General features: G+C 69.9%; 24 protein-coding genes. 18 read left to right on the top strand and 6 right to left on the bottom strand.

All coding sequences use genetic code 11. The features are described 5' to 3' along the window. Positions 1-245 precede the first annotated feature (245 nt). The 4 genes from dhaK (at position 246) to FGD71_RS48615 (ending at position 3,037) form a co-directional block, all read left to right on the top strand. Positions 246-1,238, top strand: a complete 993-nt coding sequence (gene dhaK, locus FGD71_RS09610; protein WP_119099964.1) for a dihydroxyacetone kinase subunit DhaK — start codon at positions 246-248, stop codon at positions 1,236-1,238. 35 nt (positions 1,239-1,273) lie between these two features. Next, positions 1,274-1,873, top strand: coding sequence for a dihydroxyacetone kinase subunit DhaL (dhaL, locus tag FGD71_RS09605; RefSeq protein WP_119099963.1), 600 nt, complete (start codon positions 1,274-1,276; stop codon positions 1,871-1,873). After that, complete coding sequence (locus FGD71_RS09600) at positions 1,866-2,300, top strand: PTS sugar transporter subunit IIA domain-containing protein (protein ID WP_119099962.1); 435 nt, start codon at positions 1,866-1,868, stop codon at positions 2,298-2,300. Before dhaL ends, FGD71_RS09600 begins: the two co-directional genes overlap by 8 nt. Before the next feature lie 194 nt (positions 2,301-2,494). Further along, positions 2,495-3,037, top strand: a complete 543-nt coding sequence (locus FGD71_RS48615) for a hypothetical protein (protein ID WP_119099961.1) — start codon at positions 2,495-2,497, stop codon at positions 3,035-3,037. A gap of 72 nt (positions 3,038-3,109) precedes the next feature. Here the strand turns inward: FGD71_RS48615 and FGD71_RS09590 are convergent, their stop codons facing one another. The 4 genes from FGD71_RS09590 to FGD71_RS09575 form a co-directional block, all read right to left on the bottom strand. After that, on the bottom strand, positions 3,110-3,664 hold the full coding sequence (locus FGD71_RS09590; protein WP_119099960.1) for a PadR family transcriptional regulator: 555 nt from the start codon (positions 3,662-3,664) through the stop codon (positions 3,110-3,112). Between the two features lie 85 nt (positions 3,665-3,749). Continuing rightward, on the bottom strand, positions 3,750-5,765 hold the full coding sequence (locus FGD71_RS09585) for an NADPH-dependent 2,4-dienoyl-CoA reductase (RefSeq protein ID WP_119099959.1): 2,016 nt from the start codon (positions 5,763-5,765) through the stop codon (positions 3,750-3,752). 61 nt (positions 5,766-5,826) lie between these two features. After that, complete coding sequence (locus FGD71_RS09580; protein ID WP_119099958.1) at positions 5,827-6,696, bottom strand: putative protein N(5)-glutamine methyltransferase; 870 nt, start codon at positions 6,694-6,696, stop codon at positions 5,827-5,829. A gap of 259 nt (positions 6,697-6,955) precedes the next feature. Then, positions 6,956-7,876 (bottom strand): NADP-dependent oxidoreductase, encoded by a 921-nt coding sequence (locus tag FGD71_RS09575; protein ID WP_119099957.1) that lies wholly within the window; start codon positions 7,874-7,876, stop codon positions 6,956-6,958. Positions 7,877-8,057: 181 nt separating this feature from the next. Here FGD71_RS09575 and FGD71_RS09570 point away from each other — a divergent pair, with 181 nt between their 5' ends. The 14 genes from FGD71_RS09570 (at position 8,058) to FGD71_RS09505 (ending at position 22,542) form a co-directional block, all read left to right on the top strand. Beyond that, entirely contained in the window at positions 8,058-8,663 is a 606-nt protein-coding gene (locus FGD71_RS09570; protein WP_119099956.1) for a sulfite oxidase-like oxidoreductase, read from the top strand. Beyond that, entirely contained in the window at positions 8,656-9,426 is a 771-nt protein-coding gene (locus FGD71_RS09565; protein ID WP_240436488.1) for a ferredoxin reductase, read from the top strand. The genes FGD71_RS09570 and FGD71_RS09565 overlap by 8 nt, the downstream gene beginning before the upstream one ends. Before the next feature lie 166 nt (positions 9,427-9,592). Then, positions 9,593-10,177: an Rv1733c family protein gene (locus tag FGD71_RS09560; protein ID WP_119099955.1), complete on the top strand. Its 585-nt coding sequence runs from the start codon at positions 9,593-9,595 to the stop codon at positions 10,175-10,177. A gap of 99 nt (positions 10,178-10,276) precedes the next feature. Beyond that, complete coding sequence (locus tag FGD71_RS09555; RefSeq protein WP_119099954.1) at positions 10,277-11,245, top strand: acetylxylan esterase; 969 nt, start codon at positions 10,277-10,279, stop codon at positions 11,243-11,245. An 11-nt stretch (positions 11,246-11,256) separates the two neighbouring features. Next, the gene (locus tag FGD71_RS09550; RefSeq protein WP_119099953.1) at positions 11,257-11,661 is read left to right on the top strand and encodes a nuclear transport factor 2 family protein; all 405 of its coding nucleotides are present in this window, start codon (positions 11,257-11,259) and stop codon (positions 11,659-11,661) included. Between the two features lie 102 nt (positions 11,662-11,763). After that, complete coding sequence (locus FGD71_RS09545) at positions 11,764-12,918, top strand: serine hydrolase domain-containing protein (protein ID WP_119099952.1); 1,155 nt, start codon at positions 11,764-11,766, stop codon at positions 12,916-12,918. Positions 12,919-13,151: 233 nt separating this feature from the next. Continuing rightward, positions 13,152-14,495, top strand: a complete 1,344-nt coding sequence (locus FGD71_RS09540) for an alpha/beta hydrolase (RefSeq protein ID WP_140935852.1) — start codon at positions 13,152-13,154, stop codon at positions 14,493-14,495. Between the two features lie 238 nt (positions 14,496-14,733). After that, positions 14,734-16,014 carry a hypothetical protein gene (locus FGD71_RS09535; RefSeq protein WP_119099950.1) on the top strand — a complete coding sequence of 427 codons (1,281 nt, stop codon included), beginning with the start codon at positions 14,734-14,736 and terminating at the stop codon, positions 16,012-16,014. Next, positions 16,011-17,303 carry a CHAT domain-containing protein gene (locus tag FGD71_RS09530; protein WP_119099949.1) on the top strand — a complete coding sequence of 431 codons (1,293 nt, stop codon included), beginning with the start codon at positions 16,011-16,013 and terminating at the stop codon, positions 17,301-17,303. The genes FGD71_RS09535 and FGD71_RS09530 overlap by 4 nt, the downstream gene beginning before the upstream one ends. Beyond that, positions 17,300-18,703 carry a hypothetical protein gene (locus FGD71_RS09525; RefSeq protein ID WP_119099948.1) on the top strand — a complete coding sequence of 468 codons (1,404 nt, stop codon included), beginning with the start codon at positions 17,300-17,302 and terminating at the stop codon, positions 18,701-18,703. Before FGD71_RS09530 ends, FGD71_RS09525 begins: the two co-directional genes overlap by 4 nt. Positions 18,704-18,873: 170 nt before the next feature. Continuing rightward, positions 18,874-20,025, top strand: a complete 1,152-nt coding sequence (locus tag FGD71_RS09520) for an ABC transporter ATP-binding protein (protein WP_119099947.1) — start codon at positions 18,874-18,876, stop codon at positions 20,023-20,025. After that, positions 20,022-20,765, top strand: coding sequence for an ABC transporter permease (locus FGD71_RS09515; RefSeq protein ID WP_119099946.1), 744 nt, complete (start codon positions 20,022-20,024; stop codon positions 20,763-20,765). Before FGD71_RS09520 ends, FGD71_RS09515 begins: the two co-directional genes overlap by 4 nt. Beyond that, positions 20,762-21,436, top strand: a complete 675-nt coding sequence (locus FGD71_RS09510; protein ID WP_119099945.1) for an ABC transporter permease — start codon at positions 20,762-20,764, stop codon at positions 21,434-21,436. Before FGD71_RS09515 ends, FGD71_RS09510 begins: the two co-directional genes overlap by 4 nt. Before the next feature lie 143 nt (positions 21,437-21,579). Further along, positions 21,580-22,542: an ABC transporter substrate-binding protein gene (locus FGD71_RS09505; protein ID WP_119099944.1), complete on the top strand. Its 963-nt coding sequence runs from the start codon at positions 21,580-21,582 to the stop codon at positions 22,540-22,542. Between the two features lie 8 nt (positions 22,543-22,550). On the opposite strand, the gene FGD71_RS09500 is transcribed toward FGD71_RS09505, so the two are convergent. Together FGD71_RS09500 and FGD71_RS09495 are read right to left on the bottom strand one after the other, a co-directional pair. After that, on the bottom strand, positions 22,551-23,552 hold the full coding sequence (locus FGD71_RS09500; protein ID WP_140935851.1) for a sensor histidine kinase: 1,002 nt from the start codon (positions 23,550-23,552) through the stop codon (positions 22,551-22,553). After that, positions 23,549-24,490 carry an MEDS domain-containing protein gene (locus tag FGD71_RS09495; RefSeq protein ID WP_162931079.1) on the bottom strand — a complete coding sequence of 314 codons (942 nt, stop codon included), beginning with the start codon at positions 24,488-24,490 and terminating at the stop codon, positions 23,549-23,551. The genes FGD71_RS09500 and FGD71_RS09495 overlap by 4 nt, the downstream gene beginning before the upstream one ends. Positions 24,491-24,567: the final 77 nt, after the last annotated feature.

The raw sequence follows: 24,567 nt of genomic DNA, 5'->3' as shown, positions 1-24,567 counted from the left end.
CGCCGGGCGCTGTTCCCCGCACCGGCACGCGTAGTTCTACTGGACGCGCGGCTTGGGCAGCAGAGACGGTTGACGCTCCAGCACGCCCGCCTGCGTCCGCACACGTGACCCGCGCTCACTCAGCATCGATACTGCCGAGAGCAGACTTCCGGAACCCCACACGTCAGCCGCATCTGACGCCCCATCGTCAAGGTCTGCACCCGCGAAAAACACATGTCAGAGGCTCATCTCACCAGGAGGCACCCATGAAGATGCTCATCAACGTCGCGGAGACGGTCGTCGCGGACGCGCTGCGGGGGCTGGCGGCCGCCCACCCGGAGCTGACCGTGGATGTGGAGAACCGGGTGATCGTACGGCGCGATGCTCCGGTGGCCGGACAAGTGGGACTCGTCTCCGGCGGCGGGTCGGGGCACGAGCCGCTGCACGGCGGATTCGTGGGACCGGGCATGCTGTCCGCGGCCTGTCCGGGCGAGGTGTTCACCAGCCCGGTGCCGGACCAGATGGTGCGGGCGGCGGCCGCTGTGGACAGCGGTGCCGGGGTGTTGTTCATCGTGAAGAACTACACCGGTGACGTGCTCAACTTCGACATGGCCGCGGAACTCGCCGAGGACGAGGGCATCCAGGTGGCCAAGGTGCTCGTCAACGACGACGTGGCCGTGACCGACAGCCTCTACACCGCCGGGCGGCGAGGCACCGGCGCGACGCTGTTCGTGGAGAAGATCGCCGGCGCCGCGGCCCAGGAAGGACAGCCGCTGGAGCGCGTCGAGGCGCTGGCCCGTCAGGTCAACGAGAACTCCCGCAGCTTCGGCGTCGCACTGAGCGCTTGCACCACTCCGGCCAAGGGCAGCCCCACCTTCGATCTCCCCGCCGGAGAGCTGGAGTTGGGCATCGGGATCCACGGCGAGCCCGGCCGGGAACGGCGCGCGATGATGACGTCGCGGGAGATCGCCGACTTCTCGGTGAACGCGGTCCTGGAGGACCTCAACCCCGATAGTCCGGTCCTGGTCCTGGTCAACGGCATGGGCGGGACACCGCTCCTGGAGCTGTACGGCTTCAACGCCGAGGTGCAGCGCGTGCTGATCGAGCGCGGTGTCGCCGTGGCGCGCACGCTCGTCGGCAACTACGTCACCTCGCTCGACATGGCCGGAGCCTCGGTGACCCTGTGTCAGGTCGATGAGGACCTGCTGCGGCTGTGGGACGCTCCGGTGCGGACGGCGGGCCTGCGCTGGGGCATGTGAGACTGGTCAACTTCCTTACCACGCGAGGAGATCCTGTGCTCGACGCCGACTTCTTCCGCCGCTGGATGGCGGCGACCGCCGCGTCCGTCGACCGTGAGGCGGAACGGCTCACCGCCCTCGACTCACCGATCGGCGACGCCGACCACGGCAGCAACCTTCAGCGCGGCTTCACCGCCGTGGCGGCGGCGCTGGAGAAGGAGGCGCCGGACACGCCCGGCGCCGTCCTCACGCTGGCCGGACGGCAGTTGATCTCGACGGTGGGAGGTGCGTCGGGTCCGTTGTACGGCACGTTGCTGCGCCGCACCGGGAAGGCGCTCGGTGACGCGGCCGATGTCAGCGAGGAACAGCTCACGCACGCGCTGCGCACCGGCGTGGAGGCGGTGATGCAGCTCGGCGGGGCGGCGCCCGGCGACAAGACCATGATCGACGCGCTCGTTCCCGCGGTCGACGCGCTCGGCGAGTCCTTCGCCGCGGGGCGGGCCGCCGCCGAGGAGGGCGCCCTCGCCACCACGCCCCTGCAGGCCCGCAAGGGCAGGGCGAGCTATCTGGGCGAGCGGAGCATCGGGCATCAGGATCCCGGTGCCACCTCCTCGGCGCTCCTTCTCGCGGCGCTCGCGGAGGCGGCCGATGAGTGACGCGGCGAGGGGCTCGGCGGGCGCGGAGAAGCTGGTGGGGATCGTGCTCGTGTCGCACAGCGCCGCGGTGGCCGCCTCGGTCGCCGAGCTGGCGGCCGGGCTCGCCGGCGGCGGCACGACCGCTCCGGTGGCCCCGGCGGGCGGCATCGAGGGCGGGGGCTTCGGCACCAGCGCCGAGCTGATCTCCGCCGCGGCCGCCTCCGTGGACCGCGGCGCCGGTGTCGCCGTCCTCACCGACCTCGGCAGTGCCGTCCTCACGGTCAAGACGCTCCTCGCCGAAGGCGACGAGCTCCCCGCCCGCACCCGCCTCGTGGACGCCCCGTTCGTCGAGGGCGCCGTCGCCGCGGTCGTCACCGCGTCGGCGGGAGCGGACCTGGCGGCGGTGGAGGCGGCGGCTTCGGAGGCGTACGCCTATCGGAAGGTGTGAGTGAGGCGGTCACGGGTGCCGCCACACGCCATCCATGGTCCGCCGGACGAAGGAATCCGTCACCTGCCCGGTCCCGGCCCGCATGCGGAGCCGGGCAAGGACACGTTGGCTCGTTCCGAAGGCAGCACGGGCGTTTCCCAACCCTCGGCGGCGCATGGGATGTACCGCCAACCGTGCCGTCGGAGGGCAGTCATATGCGTACTAAACAGATGCTCGTCCGCTCCGGCCTGACCGTGGCGGCCGCGGCGCTGCCGCTGACCTTGACCGCCGTGCCCGCCGCCGCGGTGAACACGCAGATCACCGTGACCGCCAACGGCTCGACGGTCCAGGTGAACACCACCGTGTGCACCACCGGCGGCAGTGCCTCGCTGCTCTCCAGCGGCCAGGTCAACTTCACCCAGGGGCGCCAGGTGCCGCTTTCCGGCGGCAGCAGCAGCCAGAGCGCCTCCTGGTCGGGGGTCAGCGCGGGCACGTACACCGTCATCGTGGTCTGTGCGAACGGCACGACGGCGGGCACCCAGTCCATCACCGTCTCCCCCACCACGAGCCCCACGATCTCCGCGACGGCCACGCGGTCGCCTTCGCCCTCGCCGACGCGCGGAATCATGGGCGGGGTGGGCGGCTCCTTCAAGGACTTCAGCACGATCACTTATGTGGCAGGCGGAGTCCTGGTCACGACGGGGGTCGTGGCCACGGTCTGGGTCCTGCGCCGCCGGTCCAAGCCTCACCGCCTCTGATGACGCCGGAGGCCCGGCTCCCTGTCGCGGACAGGGAGCCGGGCAACCCGCTCCCTTCAGGGCGGCGGCGTATCAGGAAGCCGGACCCTCCGCGGCCAGCCGGCCGAACTCCTCCAGCGCATGGGTCAGCCACTGGGTCCAGAAGGTCTCCAGGTCGATCCCGGCGCGCAGGATGAGGTGCTGGAGGCGATCCTGCGGCGCGTCTCGTCCCGGTGGGAAGTCCCGCTGCTGGATCTCCTCGTACTCCGCCAACTGCCGCTGATGCAGCTCGAGATGGCGGCGCAGGTCCGCCTCGATACCCTCCGTGCCGACCACCGCCGCGGCGCGCAGGCGCAGCAGCAGCGTGTCGCGCAGGGGCTTCGGGTCCTGGGACGCGGCGGTCCAGCGGGCGAGTTCTGCGCGGCCCGCGGGCAGGACTTCGTAGCTCTTCTTCTGCCCCCGGGCCGGCTGCTGCGACGGGAGGGCCCGGATGTAGCCCTCGGCCTCCAGTTTGCCCAGCTCGCGATAGATCTGCTGATGCGTCGCCGACCAGAAGTAGCCGATCGACTTGTCGAAACGCCGGGTCAGGTCAAGGCCCGACGACGGCTTTTCGAGCAGGGCGGTGAGGATCGCGTGCGGGAGTGACATGGAGTCATCCTAGGTACGCCGGCGAGGGCACACTCGTGCCGCCGAAGAGCGTGCGTTCGTGGACCGGAGGACCGCTACGGGGCGGCTACAGAGCCGCCGCCAGCTCCGTGCCCTGCTTTATGGCGCGCTTGGCGTCCAGCTCTGCGGCCACGTCCGCGCCGCCGATGAGGTGCACGCTGCGGCCCGCGGCGCGCAGTTCGTCGTACAGGTCGCGGCGTGGCTCCTGTCCGGTGCAGAGCACGATGGTGTCGACCGGCAGGACGGTGCTCCGCCCGTCGACGGTGACGTGCAGGCCCGCGTCGTCGATCCGGTCGTACTGGACGCCCGGGACCATGGTGACCCCGCGGTGCTTGAGTTCTGCTCGGTGGATCCAGCCGGTGGTCTTGCCGAGCCCGGCGCCGACCTTGGACGGCTTGCGTTGCAGCAGGTGGACGGAGCGCGGCGGGGCCGGCCGCTCGGGCGCGGCGAGGCCGCCGGGTGCCCGGTAGTCCATGTCGACGCCCCACTGCCGGAAGTACGTCGCCGGGTCCTCGCTGGCCTTGTCGCCGCTGTCGGTCAGGTACTCGGCGACGTCGAAGCCGATACCGCCCGCACCGAGGATCGCGACGCGGTCGCCGACCGGGGCCCCGTCGCGCAGCACGTCGAGGTAGCCGACGACGCTCGGGTGGTCGGCACCGGGGATCTCGGGGACGCGCGGGGTGACACCGGTGGCGACGACGATCTCGTCGTGGCCTGCGACGTCGTCGGCCGTGACCCGCGTGTTCAACCGCACGTCCACACCGTGCAGTTCGAGCTGTGTGCGGAAGTAGCGCAGCGTCTCGTCGAACTCCTGCTTGCCGGGGACCTTGCGGGCCACGTTCAGCTGGCCGCCGATCTCGCTCGCGGCGTCGTAGAGCGTGACGTCGTGGCCGCGCTCGGCGGCGGAGACGGCGCAGGCGAGTCCGGCCGGGCCCGCGCCGACGACGGCGACGCGCAGTCGCCGCCGCGTCGGCATGAGGACCAGTTCGGTCTCGTGGCAGGCGCGCGGGTTGACCAGACAGGAGGTGATCTTGCCGCTGAAGGTGTGATCGAGGCAGGCCTGGTTGCAGCCGATGCAGGTGTTGATGGCCTCGGGCCGCCCGTCCCGCGCCTTGCTGACGAAGTCGGGGTCGGCGAGCATCGGGCGGGCCAGCGACACCATGTCGGCGTACCCCTCGGCGAGCAACTGCTCGGCCAGTTCAGGGGTGTTGATGCGGTTGGTCGTCACCAGCGGGATCGAGACGGCGCCCATGACCTTCTTGGTCACCCAGGCGTACGCGCCGCGCGGCACGGAGGTCGCGATCGTGGGGATCCGCGCCTCGTGCCACCCGATTCCGGTGTTGATGATCGTCGCCCCGGCGGCCTCGACGGCCTTGGCGAGTGTGATCACCTCGTCGAGCGAGGAGCCACCGGGCACCAGGTCCAGCATGGACAGCCGGTAGATGATGACGAAGTCCTCGCCGACCGCTTCGCGTACGCGCCGGACGATCTCGACGGGGAAACGCATGCGGTTCTCGTACGAGCCGCCCCAGCCGTCCTCGCGGTGGTTGGTCCTGGCCGCGATGAACTCGTTGATCAGATAGCCCTCGGAGCCCATGATCTCGACGCCGTCGTAGCCCGCCTGCCGGGCGAGGCGGGCGGCTCGGGCGTAGTCGTCGATCGTCCGCTCGACCTCCTCGCCGGTGAGGGCGTGCGGGACGTGGGGGCTGATCGGGGCCTGGAGGGCGCTGGGGGCGACGAGGTCGGCGTGGTAGGCGTACCGCCCGAAGTGCAGGATCTGCATCGCGATCCGGCCGCCCTCGCGATGTACGGCGTCCGTGATGGCGGTGTGCTGCTCGGCCTCCGCCTCGGTGGTGAGCTTGGCGCCGCCCTCGTAGGGCCGTCCCGCCTCGTTGGGCGCGATGCCGCCGGTGACGATGAGTCCCACTCCGCCGCGCGCCCGGGCGGCGTAGAACTCCGCCATGCGTTCGAAGCCGCGCTCGGCCTCTTCGAGGCCTACGTGCATGGAACCCATGAGCACGCGGTTGGGCAGCGTGGTGAAGCCCAGGTCGAGCGGGTTCATCAGGTGCGGGTAACGGCTCATGGGCCCCTCCGTGCGCGGTGTCGTCACGTCTGTTGTAGACGAGGAGCCGAGCTTTATGCAACTAGTTGCACAATGATGGAGGGGGCGATGTGACCAGGGCCTCGTTCTGTGCCTTGTTCTCTGCCTCGTTCTGCGCCTCGTTCTGTGACCAGGGCTTCGTTCCGATGACGACCGTGCTGTACAGCTCCTCGGAGACGGCGAGGCGCGGGACCAGGCCGCCGTCGGCGAAGGCCTGGCGGGCGGCCGGCGCCTGGCGTTCGCTCGTCTCGACCAGGAGGACGCCGCCGGGGGTCAGCCACCGTGCGGCTTCGGCAGTCACCCGGCGCAGGATGTCGAGGCCGTCCCCTCCCCCGTCGAGCGCGCCGAGGGGCTCGTGATCGCGGGCTTCCGGAGGCAGGAGGCCGACCTCCTCGGTGGGGACGTACGGCACGTTGGCGGCCAGGACGTCGACGCGGCCGCGCAGGGCGCTCGGCAGCGGCGCGAAGAGGTCGCCCTCATAGACGTGGGCCTCGCCGACGTTCCGGCGTGCGCAGCGCACCGCGGCCGGGTCGATGTCCGCGGCGTGCAGTTCGGCGCCGGGGAGGGACGCTGCGAGCGCGGCGCCCACAGCACCCGAGCCGCAGCAGAGGTCCACGACGAGCGGGGCCTCGCGGGCGAGTGCGACGGCCTGCTGAACCAGGAACTCGGTACGACGGCGGGGCACGAAGACGCCGGGTTCCACCGCGATGCGCAGACCGCAGAACTCGGCCCAGCCCAGGACGTGTTCGAGGGGCAGGCCCGCGGCGCGGCGGTCCACCATGGCGGTGAGTTCGGCCGGAGTACGGGCGGTGGAGACGATCAGCCGCGCCTCGTCCTCGGCGAACACACAGCCCGCGGACCGGAGCGCGGCGACGACGACATCTGGAATGTCCGGAACATCAGAACAGAGCATGGAAGCCGAGAGCCTTTCGGAACCCGAAGGGCACTCTCCGGGTCACCTGGCGACGGCGACACCTCGAGGCGAGAGCACCCGAACTGACACAGCGGTAATGGGGCTCACCTCCTCGGTCCATGCGGGGCTGGGGCGGTCCGCGCCAGCCGGACGGCAACATTACACGGTGGCAGGCACCGTCACGCAGGGCCTGTCGAACCTGATGCGCCGGACAGGCCCTGGTCCCACCGGATGCCCGACGGACCGCCCCACCACAGCCTCAGCCGACGACCTCGATCACGATCTTCCCGCGTGCGTGGCCGTCCTCCACGGTCCGCAACGCCTCCGCGGCGCGGGCCAAGGGGAACGTCTGGGTGACCAACGGGTTCAACTTGCCGTCGACCACGAGTCGTGCCACCTCGTCGAGGATCGCGGCGGTACGGGCCCGGGCGACCGCGGCGCCTCCGAGTCGGCCCACGATGTCCTTGCCGCCCGCGGTGATCAACTTCGTGCGGTCGGCGAGGAGTTCCGCCGCGGCTTCGAGCACCTCGCCGCCGATCAGGTCGTAGACCGCGTCCACGCCGTCCGGTGCCGCGGCCCTTACGCCCGCCACGAAGTCCGGTCCCGAGGGCACGTGCACGGCTCCGAGCGACTCGACGAAGTCCTTCTTGCCCGCGCTCGCCGTCCCCACGACCTTCAGCCCGAAGGCGCGCGCGATCTGGGCGGCCGCCACTCCCACGCCACCGCCCACGCCCGTGATCAGCAGGGTCGCGCCGGCCGGCAGGTCGAGTTGGCGGATGCCGTCGTACGCGGTCGCCGCCGCGACCGGCAGGGCGGCCGCGTCCGTGAAGGAGATCTCCTCGGGCTTGTGGGCGGTCACCGCGACGGGCAGCAGCGCGTACGCGGCGTATCCGCCCGCGACCGGGTTGCCGAAGACCTCGTCGCCGACCGCGAAACCGGTGACCCCCTCGCCGACCTCCTCCACCACCCCGGCCGCCTCGTTGCCGAACACCGCGGGCAGCTCGCGCGCGACCTGGCCCGGGCGGGCGTAGCCGCTGCGCTGCTTCCAGTCGACCGGGTTCACGCCCGCCGCCCGTACGGCGACCAGCAGTTCGCCGGGCCCGGGACTCGGCCGTTCCTGGTCGACAAGGGCCTCGGTCTCCGGGCCGCCGAACCGCGTGAAGACGTACGCCTTGGGCATCTGCTTCCTCACTCTCCTGAACTGTCGCCGGCCGTGGGGCCGTCCGGGCAGACCACACAGACCCGGCACCAGCTTCCAAGGAAGATCGCCGGGCGGCTATTCCCCGCACCGGGGCAGGTACCGTGGAACGCGTACACAGCGATCAAGGGCCGCTGCCCGCGGCCTGGAGGCACCCACCCGTATGCATGTCACCCGAGGCTTCACCGGCCGTCCGCGCGTCTCCAACGCGGGGCTGCCGCCCGGCCAGTACGACGCGGGCGACGACTGGCCGGTCCTGTCCGCCGAGGTCACGCCCGAACTGGCGCCCGCGGACTGGACGTTCACCGTCGACGGGCTGGTGGCGGAGCCGCGCAGCTGGTCCTGGGACGAGGCACACGCGCTGCCCGCTTCCGCGTACGAGGGCGACATCCACTGTGTGACGAGCTGGTCGAAGTTCGGGGTGCGCTTCGGGGGTGTCTCGGTGGACGCGTTCCTCGATCTCGTACGCCCTGCCCCGGAGGCGACGCACGCCGTCGCGTACGCGCACACCGGCTACACGACGAACCTGCCGCTGGCCGATCTGACCGGTGGGCGGGCCTGGATCGTCTGGGAGTACGGCGACGAGCCACTGCCCGCCGAGCACGGCGGTCCGGCGCGGCTGATCGTGCCGCACCTGTACTTCTGGAAGAGCGCCAAGTGGATCGCGGGCCTGAGGATCCTCGACCACGACGAGCCGGGCTTCTGGGAGCAGAACGGCTACCACCACCGCGGCAACCCCTGGGAAGAGCAGCGCTACTCCGGTGACTGAGACCGAGCCGACCAAGACCTTCACGCCCCCGACCCGGTTCGCCGTGCCCGGCCGGATCGCTGTGAACACGGACACGGCGACCACCTGGCAGCGTGCCACGCTCACCGAGATCCGCCGCGAGACTCCTCGCGCGGCCACCTTCCGGTTCGCCGTGCCCGGCTGGCACGGTCATGTGCCCGGCCAGCACCTGATGCTGCGGCTCACGGCGGAGGACGGCTACGTCGCCCAGCGGCACTACTCGGTCGCGTCGCCGCCCGACGACGCCGGGCACATCGAGCTCACCCTGGACCATGTCGAGGGCGGCGAGGTCTCCGGCTGGTTCCACACGGTCGCGAAGCCGGGCGACACGGTCGAGGTGCGCGGGCCGCACAGCGGTTTCTTCGCCTGGACCGGGGACCGGCCCGCCCTGCTCGTCGGCGCGGGCTCCGGCGTCGTACCGCTGATGTCGATGCTCCGCCACCATCGCGCGCGCGAGCTGTCCGTTCCGCTGCGCCTGCTCGTCTCGGCGCGTGGCCCCGAGGACTTGATCTACGCGTCGGAGTACGGCGCCGAGACCACACCCGTGTTCACCCGCAGCGCTCCCCGGGGCGTACCCGTGGGGCGCCTGTCGGCCGCGCAGGTGGCCACGCTCCTGGCCGACCGGCCGGAGCGCGGGTGGGAAGCCTACGTGTGCGGCTCCAACGGGTTCGCCGAGCACGCCTCACGACTGCTGGTCGCCGCAGGTCAGCCGGTGGACCGTATCCGGATCGAACGCTTCGGCTGACCAGCGGCCCCGCCCGGGAGGACACCACCCCCGGGAATCGGACACATCTCACCCGAGTCCCTCCGCCCCTGCGGGGAACTCGGGCGGCGTACGAAGGCTGACTGCCCGGTCCGGCGCGGCACGACGAACGACGCCGGCCGGGGACGAGCGATGAGGAGGCAGGGGCATGGTCACGCGGATCCGCGGCCGGCGCCGGCGACGCAATCCACTGCGCCGCCGCTGCGACGTGGTGAAGGCGTGGACGACCTTTGTCGTCGCCGTGCTGCTGTGCGTCGGCGCCCCGCTGGCGGGGCTTGCCACGGGGCGGCACGTGTACGACGGAGCGAGGGCCGCGGCCGAGGAGCAGCGGGCCGAACGCCATCGGGTGTCGGCCGAGGTCACCGAGCACGCGTCGACCGCGGTGCCCACTTCTGAGGGCGACAAACAGCCCACCTCCCAGGTCACCGTGCGCTGGGCCGAACCCGGCGAGCGGCCGCGCACCGGCGAGGCTCTGGTTCCGGCCGGCACACGCGCCGGCGAGCGGACCGATGTCTGGCTGGACGCCCGTGGCCGGATCGTCGCGGCCCCGGCGGACAGCACCGTGATCTGGCAGCGCACGGTGGCGGCGGGTGCGTGCGCGGCCGGCGGCACCGCGGCCGTCGTCCTGGCCGCGCACTTCGTGGTCGGCCGTGTGGCCCTCCGGCACCGCATGGCCGAGTGGGAAGCCGAGTGGGCGCGTACGGGACCCGAGTGGCAGCGGCGCTGGGCTTGAGCTGCCCACCCGCCCGGATAAGGCCTGGCGGCCCGCCGACACCGCCCGTACCGTGTGATCATCCGCATCCTTGACCTTGATCCGTAAAGGCGGTCATTCATGGCCTTGTTCGACCTGCCCCTGGACCAGCTCCGGAGCTACCGCAGCGCGTCCGTCGAGCCCGAGGACTTCGACGCCTTCTGGGCCAAGACCCTGCAGGGGACGCGCGAGCATGAGCTGGACGCACGGTTCGAGCCGGTCGAGACACACCTGAAGACCGTGAAGGTGTACGACGTCACGTTCGCCGGGTTCGGCGGTCACCCGGTGAAGGGCTGGCTGACTCTGCCTGCCGGGTCGGACACGCCGCGCCCCGCCGTCGTCGAGTTCATAGGGTACGGAGGTGGACGCGGCCTGCCGCACACCCATCTGCTGTGGGCCTCGGCAGGCTTCGCGCATTTCGTGATGGACACCCGCGGTCAGGGCAGTGCCTGGGGTGGTGGCGGCGGGACACCGGATCCGGTGGGCAGTTCGCCCGCGTATCCCGGGTTCATGACCCGTGGTGTCGACGACCCCGAGGGCTACTACTACCGGCGTGTGTTCACCGACGGGGTACGGGCCGTGGAGGCGGCCCGGTCGCATCCGCTGGTCGACGCCTCGCGCACCGCGGCGATCGGCTCCAGCCAGGGCGGCGGCATCGCGATCGCCGTCGGCGGTCTCGTACCCGACCTGGCGGCGGTCGCCCCGGACGTGCCGTTCCTGTGCGACTTCCCGCGCGCGACGACGCTGACGGACCGGGACCCGTACCGGGAGATCGGCAACTACCTCAAGACGCACCGGGGCCGCACCGAGCAGGTGCGGCGCACGCTCTCCTACTTCGACGGCGTGCACTTCGCGGCGCGCGGCCGGGCGCCCGCCCTGTTCTCGGCGGCCCTGGAGGACCAGACCTGCCCGCCGTCGACGGTGTTCGCCGCGTTCAACGCGTGGCCGCACGACGACAAGGAGATCGAGGTCTACGAGTTCAACGACCATGAGGGCGGGGGCCCTTACCAGGAGGCGGCCAAGCTCAGCTGGCTGCCCTCGCGTCTTTGACGGAGAACTCGATGGAGACCAGCGAGGCGGCCGAACGGTTCGTACGGGTCTGGGAGCGGGCCTGGGCGGAGCACGACGTGGACGCGCTGCTGGCGCTGTACGCGGACGCCTGCGTCCACCGGTCGATGCCGTTCCGCGAGCCGCATCGCGGACGTGCCGAGCTCGCCGAGTACCTGCGCTGGTCCTTCGCGGACGAGCGGGTCGTCGAGGTGCGGTTCGGTCCACCGGTGATCGGCGGGCACGGCCTCGCGGTCGCCGAGTTCCGGGTCCTCGCCCAGGAGGGCGAGGACCCCTCGACGCTGGCCGGCTGTGTCTTCGTACGCTTCGACACGGCCGGTCTGGCCGTGGAGACCCGCGATTACTGGCACACCGTCTCCGGCCATCAGGAGCCCACCGGTTCGCTGTTCCTCGAATGACCCGTATCCGGCGACTTCCAACCGGCCCGACCAGTCGGTATGTTCAGGGAGGCCGGACCGATCTTCCGCGGACCCGGTCTTTCCGGCGACGACGGAGGGCCCATGTCCCAGGTTCTAGGCCACTGCGAAGCACGCTTCGAGGCGGTGCGGAACGCGTTCGAGGAGAACTTCCGCGACCGCGGTGAGCTGGGCGCGGCGGTGACCGTCACCCTCGGCGGCGCGACGGTGGTGGACCTGTGGGGCGGCTGGGCGGACGCTGCTCGCACCCGCGCCTGGGAGCGGGACACGCTGGCCAACGTGTGGTCGACGTCGAAGGGCCCGACGGCGTTGTGCGCGCACATTCTGGCCGACCGCGGGCTGCTGGACCTCGACGCGCCCGTTGCCGCGTACTGGCCGGAGTTCGCGGCCGCCGGCAAGGAATCCGTCCTCGTACGGCATCTGCTGTCGCATCGGGCGGGCCTGTGCGGACTGCGGGAACCGCACTCGATCGAGCAGCTCTACGACTGGGAGCTGACCACGAAGCGGCTTGCGCAGACGGAGCCGTGGTGGGAGCCCGGGACGGTGTCCGGGTATCACGTGCTGACGTACGGCTTCCTCGTCGGTGAAGTGGTGCGGCGCGTCTCGGGGTTGCTGCCGGGCGCGTTCCTGGAGCGGGAGGTCACCGGGCCGCTCGGTATCGACTTCCGCCTCGGACTGCCGGAGAGGGAGGCCGGGCGGGCGGCCGAGCTGGTGCATCCGCCGGCTGCGGACAGCAGCGAACAGGCCGCGATCTTCGCCCAGTTGACGCCCGCGGCACTGGCCGCCCTGGCCAATCCTCCCATCGGTGTGGACGAGGCCCACACCGCGCAGTGGCGTGCCGCCGAGATCCCGGCCGCCAACGGGCACGCCACGGCACGCGCGGTCGCCGCTCTGTACGGGATCTTCGCCGGGCGGGGGTCGTACGGCTCGCACCGCGTCCTTTCGCCGGAGGCCGCCGAGCGGGTCCGCGAAGGGCAGGGCGTCTGCCGGGATCTGGTCCTCGGTGCCGGCTTCCAGCACGACACGGAGATCGGGCTCGGCCTCTGGCTCAGCGGCCCGGGCGGCTCGTACGGCCCCAACCCGAGAGCTTTCGGGCACGACGGCTACGGCGGTTCCTGCGGACTCGCCGACCCGGAAGCGGGCGTCTCCCTGGGCTACGTCCCCAACCGCATGGGCTCACACATCGCCGACGACCCGCGGAAGATGGTGCTCATAGAGGCCCTGTACAGCGCCCTTTGACGCGGTCGCCCTCATTCGTCCGGTCCGTCAAGGGCTTTCCGAGCTTGATGGGGCGGAGGGTGGCCGTCTTGACCGCCGGCACTTGAAGTACCACATGTCGCCGGCGTCAGCTCTGTCGATACAGAATTCCGCTCGCAAAAATTTCTTTCGCCTTGACCAGCCCATGTTGGCGGGTGAACCATGGGTGACGGGTCTTTCGACGGGGTGGCGGGTGATCGGCATAAGGACGGCGGATGACTGCAGGCCCATTTCAGCAAATCCGGCTCGATGACGGTTCGACCACTGATCTGTTCATTCTGCGCTACGGCGCGAACGGGCAGCTTCTCAGTCCACAGACGGCTGAGATTCTAAGGAACAGTCTGGTCGACTCCAGTGACGTCTTCATCTTCTCGCACGGTTGGAACAACACCTTTTCCACGGCACTTGAACGCTATCGTGGATTCATTCTGGGCTATCAGGAACAGCGCCGAAAGTTCGGAATTCGCGCTGCGGCGGGATATCGGCCGACACTGGTCGGAGTGGTGTGGCCGTCGACAAGTTACGTCATGCCGTGGGAGATGGGCCCGAAAATTTCTGGGGCCCCAGATGCGAGTAGCGCGGAAGTGAACCTCGACGAGGAACTGTTGCGCTTTGTGACGGACGCCGTCGACCCGGAGACCGGTGGGCGGTTGTCGCGCCTGATTGACGGCCGTGCGGCGCTCGATCGGGGTGAGGCCCGTCAGGCGGCACAGATCACGCTGAACGTGTTGTGGTCCGAAACGGACCCGGACGCAGGCACAGCACCGCCGGAGACAGAGGAGTTCCTCACCACCTGGGCCCAGTTGGATGGCCGTGACACTCCCTCACGCATCGGCGTGGACAACTTCGGCACCGTCCGAGCCCCGAACGCGCAATCAGAGGCTGGGGTGGCGGGCGGCTACTCGTTCGATCCGCGCGGCCTGCTTCGCGCGGCCACGGTGTGGAAGATGAAGAACCGCGCCGGCGTGGTCGGGGTGACGGGGGTGGGTCCGCTCATCCAGCACATCCTGCGACACAGCGGCGCGCGGCTGCATCTGATCGGGCATTCGTTCGGTGCCCGAGTGGTGCTGGCCGCACTGGCGTCGCAGGCTCCGTCTCGTCCGGCGCATTCGATGCTGCTGCTTCAGGCCGCCGTCAACCGCTGGTGTTTCGCACAGGACGTCGCTGGAACTGGCCGAAGCGGAGGCTATCGGCCGGTGCTGGAGCGGGTGGAGAAGCCAGTGCTCACCACCTTCTCGTCGTACGACGGGCCGCTGACGCACTTCTTCCATCTCGCCCTGCGCGGCAGGCACCTCGGAGAGCCGTCGACCGCCGCGGTCGGCGATCCACACCTGTACGGAGCCCTTGGCGGATTCGGTCCCGCTGGGCTCGGTGACCTTTCGAGCACCGAGCCGGCAGCCATTCCCGGCGCGCAGGGTTACGACTTCGACGGCGGCCGTCGCGTCATCGTCATCGACGGCGGAACGCGGATCGAGGGGAAACCGGCGATCTCCGGGCATGGCGATATCAGCAACGCCACCACATGGTGGGCTCTGCACTGTCTGACCAGAACCGACTGATTCCTGTGATGTATGCGCTTGGGGGACGTCCATGGCCGAGAGACTCATACGAGATTGGCAACTGGGCGTGCTCCGGGTGCGCTTGGACCTGTCGGAGCGGGAGCCCGCCGTTGACGTCCAGTTGGTGAGTTACCCCCATGGGACAGGCGACATCATGTGGCATGGTCGTTTTTCCCCCCACGCGTTCGGGCTCGGCCACGGCGCTGAGGCCCCAACCGCGCTGAAGGTGCCGAGGTCGTTGGTCGGAGCCGTCGCGCACGAATGGAACCGGCTTCACCACACGGCCGCTCTGTGGCTTCGGCTGGTGCCACCGTACGGCTATCTCGGCGCGGCGCCCTGGGAGGAGGAACTGGCTCGCGCGACCCGTACGCCCCTGATGCGGGTGCCGGACCGGCTTCCGGCGGCAGCGGACCCAGGGAGGGTGTGGAGCCTGGCGATCGCCGTCAACGCGGCGCCGGAATCTGTCTGGTCGGCGCCGTATGTGGAAAGTTTCCTGGATGCCCTCCACCGTTCGGTCCGTTATATCCGTGCTCGAATCGACGTCCACGTCTTCGCCGACGCCACCACCTACGAGAAGCTCAGGGAGCTGCTTCCCCGCGCGGAGGCCGAGGGAGATCCACAGATTCATCTGCACGACCCGAGCGGTGCGTGGCAGGCCCATGAGGAACGCACCGAACGGGGCGTGCCGCAGTTCCGTCCGCGACGGGGCGCGCGGGGCCGAGCACCTTCCCCTCAGAACGGCTTGGTGTGGGCGGACTGGATCGCGGAAGGACTGGACGGCCGCGCCGTGAGGGCACTGCACGTGATCACCGACGCCGTGTTCGACGGGGATCGCCCGCTGCTGAGGCTGAGTCCGGATCCTGGCATACGGACCGGCCCGTCCCACTGCACGTACGTGACGGGAGACCGCGTACGGCTGCTGGCCGACACGATCGGTGCCTCCGTTCTGTCCTTCGGATCTCCCCCGGACAATCCGGGGGATGCCGCCACGCGCGTCCTGGCCGACGGAATCGGCCTGCAGCGATCGGGGCCGACCTTCTACAGTTCCCTGACGCTGGATCCCGAGGGCCTACATCTCGCTCACGCCCACGCCTTCGTGGCTGACCCCCGAGGACGGACGCCGATTCCGCGATATCCGTCTCTGTTCGCGTACCTGCAACCCGAACACGTGGAGGGCCCCTTGCGGAGGCCCTGGATCGGGTTCGACGGCCCCGTTCAACCGTGGCTGGCCGCTGACGCAGCGCCGACGGACGACGAGGCCATGGATCGCGCGCTGATGGCTCAGGCTCCCGATGTGTCGCCCGGGAACGCCGTGAGAGCGTATTACGCGTCATCGGAGTCAGTGCCGGGCTGGGTGGCCGCGTCCGAGCGGTACATCGACGCCCAAGTCGCTCGCCTGGTGCAGACCTCCTCCCCGCCGGACGTCGCCCCCGCCGCGAAGCAGTCGTACGACCTGGGCACCGCGGAGGCGCTCAGCGAACTGCGTGACCTCGTCGCCCGCCACGTGAGGCCGTCATGAAACGTACGGTTGTCGGCTTCGAACCTCTCGGCGATCAGACGGTTCTCAAACTCGTCGATGCGCCGACAGACATCCCCGGCATCGGAGAAAACGCCATCGCCCGGCTCACGATGCCCGATGGCACACTCGTCGAGCGGGGACGGGCACTTTTGGAGCAGTTGAGCCTTCATCCCCCCGTCAAGGCGGGACTCGGCGCGGCTCTTTCCCTGCCGCTGACCGCCGAACCAGCCCCGCTGTACTTTCACGTCCTCGCCGCCTGTGCGGACGAGCTGCCCTGGGAACAGCTCTATGACGACACCCACGGCTTCTGCGCTCTTGACCGCCGATGGCCGATCGGACGGATCGCCAAACGGCGCCGTCCGGTCAAGGCACGGGCGTTCGTCCCGCCGCTACGCATAGTCGCCGTCTTGTCAGCGGCCGGCCGGTCAGGAGTACCGCAACTCAACGCGCTGCTCGACGCTCTTGGATCCGAAGACGCCCGGGCGATCGACGTTCATGTGCACGTCATCAGCGGTGAACAGGCCGTACTGGATACCGCGAACGCCGCGGGGCGGGCGAATGTCAGCGCGGAACTGATCGCCCCGACCTCACCGGAACTCGCCCGGCAGATCTCGCAGGCCAAGCCTCACATCCTCCATCTGCTCTGCCACGGCGGGGCCGTTGCCGGGGTGCGGACTCTGGCATTCGCGACGCTGCCCGACTTCGACGCCGAGGACGACACGGGGTCGCTGCGTCTCAAGGTGGCTGACCTGGTGTCCGCCCTCCTGTCCTGCGACCCCTGGCTCGTCGTTCTGAGTGCCTGCGAGACGGCCGAGGCCACGGATTCCCTGGCACTGGCGCACGAGATCGTGTGCCATGGGATACCCGCCGCGGTCGGAATGCGACGTCTGGTGGACCTCACCGACACCAACCGCTTTTGCGAGGCCATGTATCCGGAGGTACTGGCCGCCGTGAGAGGTGCCGTCGGCCCCAGCCAGGTGCCGGAAGTGCGCGAGATCGACTGGGCGACGAGCTTGACCGCGCCGCGCGTCTCCATGGGCGGGGCTCATCCGTCGGAGGCGGACTCATGGTCCGACCCCGTGCTGTATGTCCAGGACGATCCGCTGCGGGTCTATCCGGGTTCTCCCTCACTGTCGACTGTCGACTACTCCCGCCTTCGCGCTCATCTGGACTTCTGGGAGGGCTACCTCGCCACTCTCGACCCACTGGCCGTCGAACCAGCCGTACTCGAGCATGTCGGAGCCCGGATAGCGGAACTCCGTAGTCAGCTGCCCCGGGAGAGCGGATGACCCTTCCGGAAACGCTCCGGCTCAATGCGTGGACCGGCGACCGTGCGGCGTCCGGCGGACTGGATGACCAGGCGGCGAAGTGGGGTGCCCGAAGGCAGGGTCTTCCGCACCCTCAGGCACCTTTGCCGTTCCAGCCGCCGGTCGACCTGGCTCGATGGGATCACCCAGACGTCGGCTACGGCATTCTGCTCCCCGACAGCGACGAAAGCGGACTGTCCTGCGCGGCAAAGGCCGCCGGCGAGGACGCCCCGGAAGCGGTGCGCGCCCTGATCGCGGCACGGCCGGGAAGCGTGATCCTGCGATGGCGACCGGAACTGAAGGACCGTTTTGTTCGCCGCTACTTCCCGGACGGGTCGTCGCAGGACCCCACCGTGGGGCTGTCGAGTTTCGGTGTGGGCAAGGGACGTCTGCCCAAGTACGTGCTGATCGTCGGAGGGCCGGACGTCGTCCCGTGGTCGGTGCAGTACGCCCTGGGCACCAGGCATGCCGTCGGCCGCCTCCCGCTGAGTGGTGACGAGCTGTGCTCCTATGTGGCGGCCATGCTGTCCGACTGGTCACGTCCCGACGCCACCTTGGACCACCGGCGAGCCCTGATGTGGACTGTCGACCACGGGGGTTCGGACATCACGAGCGAGATGCGCACGGTGATTTCGAAACCGCTCGCCGACGCCCTGACGCCTCCTCCCCTGTCGGCTCTGTGCCATCTGAGCGCCGCCGAAGCCACCGGTGCCGCACTCCTGCGCGAGTTGATCACAACCCGCCCCGGTCTCCTGGTCACATCCAGCCACGGTCGCACGGGGCCGCTGGACGACGACGCCCAGATGAGAGCCACGTTGGGGCTTCCCGTCGACGCCGACCACACTCCGATCCCCCTGACCGAGTTCTGCGAGGCGATGCCCGGCGGCGCTGTCTGGTACGCCCAGGCGTGCTGCTCGGCGGGCAGCGACAGCCATAGTCACTACTCCGGCCTGCTACGCCCCGGGACTTCGGCTCACGTGACGGTGCTGGCCGTAGCAGCTCTGGGTGAGACCGTCGCCCCGGCCGCGGTTCGGTTGCTCGGTCGACCCGATCCTGTGCGTGCTGTCTTCGGCCATGTGGAACCAACCTTCGACTGGACACTGCGTGTGGCGGAGACCGGCCAGGGGCTGGGGGGACGCATTGTCTCCGCGCTGTCGTCTCAGCTCTATGCGGGACGACCGCTGGGTCTGGCGTTCGGAGAGTACCGAGCGGATGTGGGGGAGCTGCACTCCCAGTGGGCCAACCACTACATCCAGCTGGCCAAAGGCAACACTGAGGTTCGCGAGTCGATGACCCGGCTGAGGCTTACGGCGCTGGACCGTCAAAGCTTGGTCCTGCTCGGTGACCCCACGGTCACGCTGCCTCCCGTCTCCTTCTCCTGACGCGCCGACAGCTCCCGGCGTCGCGTTCTCTGCTGCCTGACCTGGACGTCCCTCTCGACCGACCGCTCCACCTGCCGGACCGTGGCCAAGCGTCAACTGGCTAGACTACGCAGCCTCGTGCACGTGATCGTGCCACGCCGAGAACGCCCGTTCCCGAAGGGTTACGACGCTTGATAGCCATCGAAGAGGTCAGCAAGCGGTACGCCGACGGCACGGTGGCCGTCGATTGCCTGTCCCTGCAGATACCGAACCACTCCATCACCGTGCTCGTCGGGCCTTCGGGGTGCGGCAAGACCACCACCCTGCGCATGATCAACCGCATGATCGAACCCAGCAGCGGCACGATCCGGGTCGATGGCGAGGACATCCAGCACAAGCCGGTCAACGCCCTGCGCCGTTCCATGGGTTACGTCATCCAGAACGCCGGGCTCTTCCAGCACCGGACCATCCTCGACAACATCGCCACGGTGCCGCGGCTGCTCGGCTGGTCCAAGCAGCGCGCCCGGGACCGGGCGGCCGAGCTCATGGAACGGGTCGGCCTCGATCCGGTCATGGCCCGCCGCTATCCGTATCAGCTCTCCGGAGGCCAGCAGCAGCGGGTCGGGGTGGCCCGCGCTCTGGCGGCGGACCCACCGATCCTGCTGATGGACGAGCCGTTCTCCGCGGTCGACCCGGTCGTCCGCCGCGGCCTCCAGGAGGAGTTGCTGCGCATTCAGGGCGAACTCGGCAAGGCGATCGTGTTCGTCACCCACGACATGGACGAGGCCATCACGGTCGGCGACCGTATCGCGGTGATGCGCACCGGCGGCAAGCTCGCACAGTTCGCCGCCCCCGACGAACTGCTGTCGTCGCCCGCCGATCAGTTCGTGGAGGAGTTCCTGGGCGGCGACCGGGGCATCCGCGGTCTGTCGTTCCTGTCCACGCGCGACCTCGAACTCGACCGCTCCCGGGTCTTCCCGGTGGGCACCGACCGGAAGCAACTCGCCCAGAGCACCGGCCCGCAGCCACACGTCCTGATCACCGACGCCGACGGCAAGCCGCTGGGCTGGGCCGACCCCTCGGTGTGGGACGGTGACGTCGAGGCCCTGACGCCGTACGGGCAGAGCTTCGAGGTGGGCCGTGACTCACTGCGCATCGCCCTGGACCGGGCGGTCCTGTCGCCCACCGGTCATGCGGTCGCCGTGGACGGTGCGGGCCGGGTGCTGGGCACGGCGGGCCAGGAGAGGGTCGGCGCGGCGATACGCGCGGCGAGGCAGCGGCGGGCCGCGGAGTCCCCGGACGACCCGTCCGAGGACTCCGCGCAGGTGAAGGCCGTCCGATGAACGGGTTCTTCGACATCCCCAGCGACCTGCAGAGCAGCTATCTCGGTCTGGTCTCCACGCACCTGCAGGAGGCCCTGATCCCGGTGTTCGTCGGTTTCGCGCTGGCGCTGCCGATCGGTCTGCTGTGCGTGCGCGTCAGGTGGCTCTACCCGCCGGTGCTGTGGATCACCACGGTGCTGTACGCCATCCCGTCGCTGGCCTTCTTCGTGGTGCTCATCGACTACACCGGGCTGAGCCGGCTCACCGTGATGATCCCGCTGACCCTGTACAGCCTGGTGATCCTCGTCCCGTCGGTCGTCGACGGCGTCCGGTCGGTTCCCGAGGAGACGAACGCCGCCGCCGCGGCGATGGGCATCGGCCTCGTACGCCGCTATGTCCAGGTCCAACTGCCCATCGCCGTACCCGCGATCATCGCGGGGCTGCGGGTGGCCGCCGCCTCCAGCATCAGCCTGGTCAGCGTCGGCGCGCTGATCGGCAACCAGGGCGCGCTCGGCAATCTGCTGACCACCGCGATGCTCTACCAGCGCCCCGCGCTCGCCGTGAACTCGGTGGTCACCACCGCCGTCCTCGCGGTGCTGGTCGACGCCCTGCTCGTGCTGTTGCGCAAGCTGCTCACCCCCTGGCAGCCGCCCTCCGACCGCAAGGTCCGGCGCACGGCCGCGCGTGCCGCCGATGCCCCCGGGGCGACCCGCACCTCCCCTACGGCGGGCGCCGCCCGCGCACCGGAGCACGTCTCGTGAACGTACTGAACTTCATCGAGTCCTTCTTCACCAACAGCGCGCACTGGCGCGGCTACGACGGAATCCCGCAGCGCGTGTGGGAGCACATTCAGTACTCCGTCGCGGCCCTCTCGATCGCCGCGGCCGTCGGACTGCCCATCGGGCTGGTGACCGGGCACACCGGCAGGGGCGGCAACGCGCTGGCCTTCGTGTCGGCGGCGGCCCGGGCCCTGCCGACCTTCGGGCTGCTGGTGCTGATGTTCGTCTGGCTCGGGCTGGGCGTGCTGCCCGTGATGGTCCCGCTCGTGGTGCTGGCGATCCCGCCCATCCTCATCACCACCTACGAGGCGGTGCGCACCGTGGACCCCTCCCCCGTCGACGCCGCCCGAGGTATGGGCATGTCCGAGGGGAAGATCCTGCTCCAGGTCGAGGTTCCGGCGGCGCTGCAGCTGATCCTCAGCGGCCTGCGCTCGGCGGCGATCCAGATCGTGTCCACGGCGACGATCGCCGCCTATGTGAGCCTGGGCGGGGTCGGCCGCTACATCGTCGACGGCCTGTACCAGCGGAACTACGAGAAGGTGGTCGGCGGAGCCACCCTCACAGCGGTCCTAGCGCTGCTGGTCCTCGTGGTGTTCTGGGCCGTGGGCCGCGGGGCCGTGTCCCCGGGCGTGCGCAGGCGGCGGGCTGCGTGACGTGGGATTTCAGGCACGTTGCGAACACGTGGGACTGCCGCACTTGTCTCAACAGGTGATCTATTCCCCTTGACGGCTCGTTCCCGGGCTCGCTTGGATCGTTGTCCGTGTCTACCGGGCACTCTCCGCCGAACCCAGTCTGGATGAGCAACGTGACCATCGCCAGCAGCAGCACCCGAACGTCCGCAACGTACGCTGTATCCCTGCTCGTTGTAGCCGCGGTCGCCCTCACGGGCTGTGGTTCCTCCGACAGCTCCGACAAGGACGACCCCCTGCAGGGCAACGCCGAAGGCGGCGGCACGGTCGTGGTCGGTTCGAACAACTTCCCCGAGAGCATCCTGCTCGCCGACATCTACGGTGAAGCCCTGAAGTCCAAGGGCGTCAAGGTGAGTTACAAGCTGAACATCGGCAGCCGCGAGACGACCTACGGTCTGATCAAGAACGGTACGCTCACCGTCCTGCCCGAGTACAACGGTGCGCTGCTGGCCTACCTGAACTCCAAGGCGGACCCGAAGACGGCCGAGGAGACGACCAAGGGCATCGAGGCGGAACTCGACTCGAAACTCACCCTCTTGGAGTCGTCGAAGGCTCAGGACAAGGACGCGGTCGCCGTCAACGCGGCCACGGCCAAGAAGTACAACCTCACGGAGAAGTCGACGATCGCCGACCTCGCCGACATCGCGCCGAAGCTGGTCATCGGCGGATCGCCCGAGTTCCAGACCCGGCACCACGGGCTCCCGGGGCTCAAGGACGACTACGGCCTCGAGTTCAAGTCGTTCAAGGCACTGGACGCGGGCGGTCCGCTGACGGTGGCGGCCCTCAAGAGCAACAACATCCAGGCCGGGAACATCTTCACCACGGACCCCGGCATCGAGAAGAACCAGTTCCTCGTCCTTCAAGACCCCAAGAACCTCTTCGGTTTCGAGAACGTGACGCCGTTGGTGTACAAGAGCGATCTCCCGGCCAAGGGGGTTTCCGCGCTCAACGCCGTTTCGGCGAAGCTCGACACGGAGACCCTGATCGAACTCAACAGTGAGGTGCAGAACAAGAAGAAGGACCCGCTGGACGTGGCCAAGACCTGGCTGTCCTCCGAGGGACTGATCTGACGGGCAGCTCAATGCCCGTCCGGCCCGGGCCCGGTGAGTGCACGCGTACGCCGGAAGTACATGCGCACGACGGAGCCCTCGGGACCGAGTTCCTCGGTGACCAGATCGCTCAACTGCCGCACGACCCACATCCCGTGGCCGTTCACGCCGCGGGGTTCGGGAGGCAGGTGCCCGGGGAACGGTGCGGGCGGGACGGTCGTGCCCTCGTCGGAGACCTCGCAGGTCACGTAGTCGGGGGCGCTGCGCAGACGCACCACGCCGCGCCCGCCCCCGTACCGTACGGCGTTGACCACGGCCTCGTGCACGGCTGCCACCAAGTCGTACGTCCGCTGCTCGGGCAGCCCCAGACCGTGGGCGTATGCGGTGAGGGCGCGGCGGACGGCCGCCGACCGGCCGCGCGCGAAGGGGATGTCGCCGTCGTGGTTCGCGGGTGTGCCCGCGGGCATCCCGGACGGCCGGGCCGCGTCGCACTCGGCGTAGAACTCGGCCGGGGCGGCGTAGAGTCCGCTGAGTGCCGACTCTCTTGCGCCGAGGGCGAGTTCGGGGTGGGTACGGATCGCCGTGCCGACGATGCCGGCCGGGAGGTCACCGGCGTCGTAGGGGCACAGGATCCAGTGACCTGTCTCGGCGAAGGCCACGTTGAGCAGCGATTCGTAGCGCATCCACTCGCGGGCCTCGAAGTCCGTGCGGCCCGACCAGACCGGTTCGCCGATGATGCGGACCCGGCGTGAGGCGCCCGAGGGACCGATGCCGTGGTCGGCGCAGTAGGCGTTGTACTGGCCCATGGTGCGGGAGGGCCAGCCGTACCAGTCGTCCGCGTCGATGAACTCGACGTCGCGGGAGCGGTTGCCGAGCGCCTCGTCGAGAAGGGTGATGTTGCGGGACTTCACGACGGCGAGCACCGCGTCACCGGCGTCCAGGCCGTCGTGGACGAAGGTGAGGGTCCCCTCCAGAAACTCGTCGTCCGAGCCGTAGCACAGCGCCTGATGGACGAACCCGGCGCGGGTCACGGCCCTTCCTCTTCCCCGTTGGCCCGCCGCTCCCCCGACGCTTCCGTCTCCCCTCGCTTCCCTTTCTCCACGCGCAGACCGGGTACGCGGTCCCACCCCGTGACCCGCATCAGCCGCTGCACATGGGGGGCGACGCCGTGCAGCACGAGGGTGCCGCCGGATTCGTACAGGCTGAGCGCCGAGAAGACCAGCAGGCGCAGCGCGCCGACGTCGACGAAGCGCAGCTCGTGCAGGTCGAGCCGGGTGCGCACGCCGTTCGCGGGGCGGGCGAGGGCTCGGGTCGTCTCGGCGTGCAGGGCGCGGGCCACGGCGGTGACGTTCGTGTCGTCGATCTCTCCGGCCAGGGCGAGCCCGGGCGGGGCGAAGGTGCGGGTGATGGACAGGAGTTCGTCCTGCCAGACGAGGTCGGCGGCGACCCGGCCGTGGTGGAGCCCGTCGAGCGGGGCCAGTTCACCCTCGTCGAAGACGCGGCGGTCGTACTGGCAGATGCCTAGGACCGGCAGTGACGCGAAGACGGGGTCGAGGAGGAGTTCGCTGTCGTGCAGCGTCTTGAGGCTTTTGCCCGCGTGGCGTCGCAGGATTTCCATGCTGACGCGCAGCCCGAGGTAACCCTCGGCAACCGCGCGGCGCGCCTCGCGACGGATCATCTCGTCCAGGTCCCACAGGCCCTCGGGCGTCGCGAGGTGCGGGTCCACGGCCAGCCGCCCGGCGGCGAGTTCGTCGTCGACGGCGCAGCCGTGCGCCTCCAGGAAGGTGAGGGCGAGGCTCGCCGGCAGGTCGGCCGGCGGCAGGACCAGCCCGCGGTGCCCGCTGGCCAGCCCGTCGAGGAGGAACGCGGCGAGTACGGTCTCCCGCTCCTCGTCCGTGTCATAACCGAGGAACAGATGGTCTCCGGCGCGCATCTGTCCCACTGCTCTCAGGGCGGGCACGGCTTCCATTCCCCCGCACCTCCCAAGATCGCCGCTCGGCGTGCCGGGTTCTTTCCACGCTACGCCCTCAGCGGGCTCGGTGTGAG

The organism is Streptomyces sporangiiformans, assembly GCF_005768555.2.
In the GTDB taxonomy this organism is placed as follows: Bacteria; Actinomycetota; Actinomycetes; order Streptomycetales; family Streptomycetaceae; genus Streptomyces; species Streptomyces sporangiiformans.
The sequence above is the reverse complement of the archived record's forward strand: the minus strand, read 5'-3'. Positions and strand labels throughout refer to the sequence as shown.

What these genes read in the sequence shown, in the direction of transcription:
- dhaK (WP_119099964.1), top strand. Translation starts at nt 246, where the DNA reads ATGAAGATGCTCATCAACGTCGCGGAGACGGTCGTCGCGGACGCGCTG.
- FGD71_RS09600 (WP_119099962.1), top strand. Translation starts at nt 1,866, where the DNA reads ATGAGTGACGCGGCGAGGGGCTCGGCGGGCGCGGAGAAGCTGGTGGGG.
- FGD71_RS48615 (WP_119099961.1), top strand. Translation starts at nt 2,495, where the DNA reads ATGCGTACTAAACAGATGCTCGTCCGCTCCGGCCTGACCGTGGCGGCC.
- FGD71_RS09590 (WP_119099960.1), bottom strand. Translation starts at nt 3,664, where the DNA reads ATGTCACTCCCGCACGCGATCCTCACCGCCCTGCTCGAAAAGCCGTCG.
- FGD71_RS09585 (WP_119099959.1), bottom strand. Translation starts at nt 5,765, where the DNA reads ATGAGCCGTTACCCGCACCTGATGAACCCGCTCGACCTGGGCTTCACC.
- FGD71_RS09580 (WP_119099958.1), bottom strand. Translation starts at nt 6,696, where the DNA reads ATGCTCTGTTCTGATGTTCCGGACATTCCAGATGTCGTCGTCGCCGCG.
- FGD71_RS09575 (WP_119099957.1), bottom strand. Translation starts at nt 7,876, where the DNA reads ATGCCCAAGGCGTACGTCTTCACGCGGTTCGGCGGCCCGGAGACCGAG.
- FGD71_RS09570 (WP_119099956.1), top strand. Translation starts at nt 8,058, where the DNA reads ATGCATGTCACCCGAGGCTTCACCGGCCGTCCGCGCGTCTCCAACGCG.
- FGD71_RS09560 (WP_119099955.1), top strand. Translation starts at nt 9,593, where the DNA reads ATGGTCACGCGGATCCGCGGCCGGCGCCGGCGACGCAATCCACTGCGC.
- FGD71_RS09555 (WP_119099954.1), top strand. Translation starts at nt 10,277, where the DNA reads ATGGCCTTGTTCGACCTGCCCCTGGACCAGCTCCGGAGCTACCGCAGC.
- FGD71_RS09550 (WP_119099953.1), top strand. Translation starts at nt 11,257, where the DNA reads ATGGAGACCAGCGAGGCGGCCGAACGGTTCGTACGGGTCTGGGAGCGG.
- FGD71_RS09545 (WP_119099952.1), top strand. Translation starts at nt 11,764, where the DNA reads ATGTCCCAGGTTCTAGGCCACTGCGAAGCACGCTTCGAGGCGGTGCGG.
- FGD71_RS09540 (WP_140935852.1), top strand. Translation starts at nt 13,152, where the DNA reads ATGACTGCAGGCCCATTTCAGCAAATCCGGCTCGATGACGGTTCGACC.
- FGD71_RS09530 (WP_119099949.1), top strand. Translation starts at nt 16,011, where the DNA reads ATGAAACGTACGGTTGTCGGCTTCGAACCTCTCGGCGATCAGACGGTT.
- FGD71_RS09525 (WP_119099948.1), top strand. Translation starts at nt 17,300, where the DNA reads ATGACCCTTCCGGAAACGCTCCGGCTCAATGCGTGGACCGGCGACCGT.
- FGD71_RS09515 (WP_119099946.1), top strand. Translation starts at nt 20,022, where the DNA reads ATGAACGGGTTCTTCGACATCCCCAGCGACCTGCAGAGCAGCTATCTC.
- FGD71_RS09505 (WP_119099944.1), top strand. Translation starts at nt 21,580, where the DNA reads ATGAGCAACGTGACCATCGCCAGCAGCAGCACCCGAACGTCCGCAACG.
- FGD71_RS09495 (WP_162931079.1), bottom strand. Translation starts at nt 24,490, where the DNA reads ATGGAAGCCGTGCCCGCCCTGAGAGCAGTGGGACAGATGCGCGCCGGA.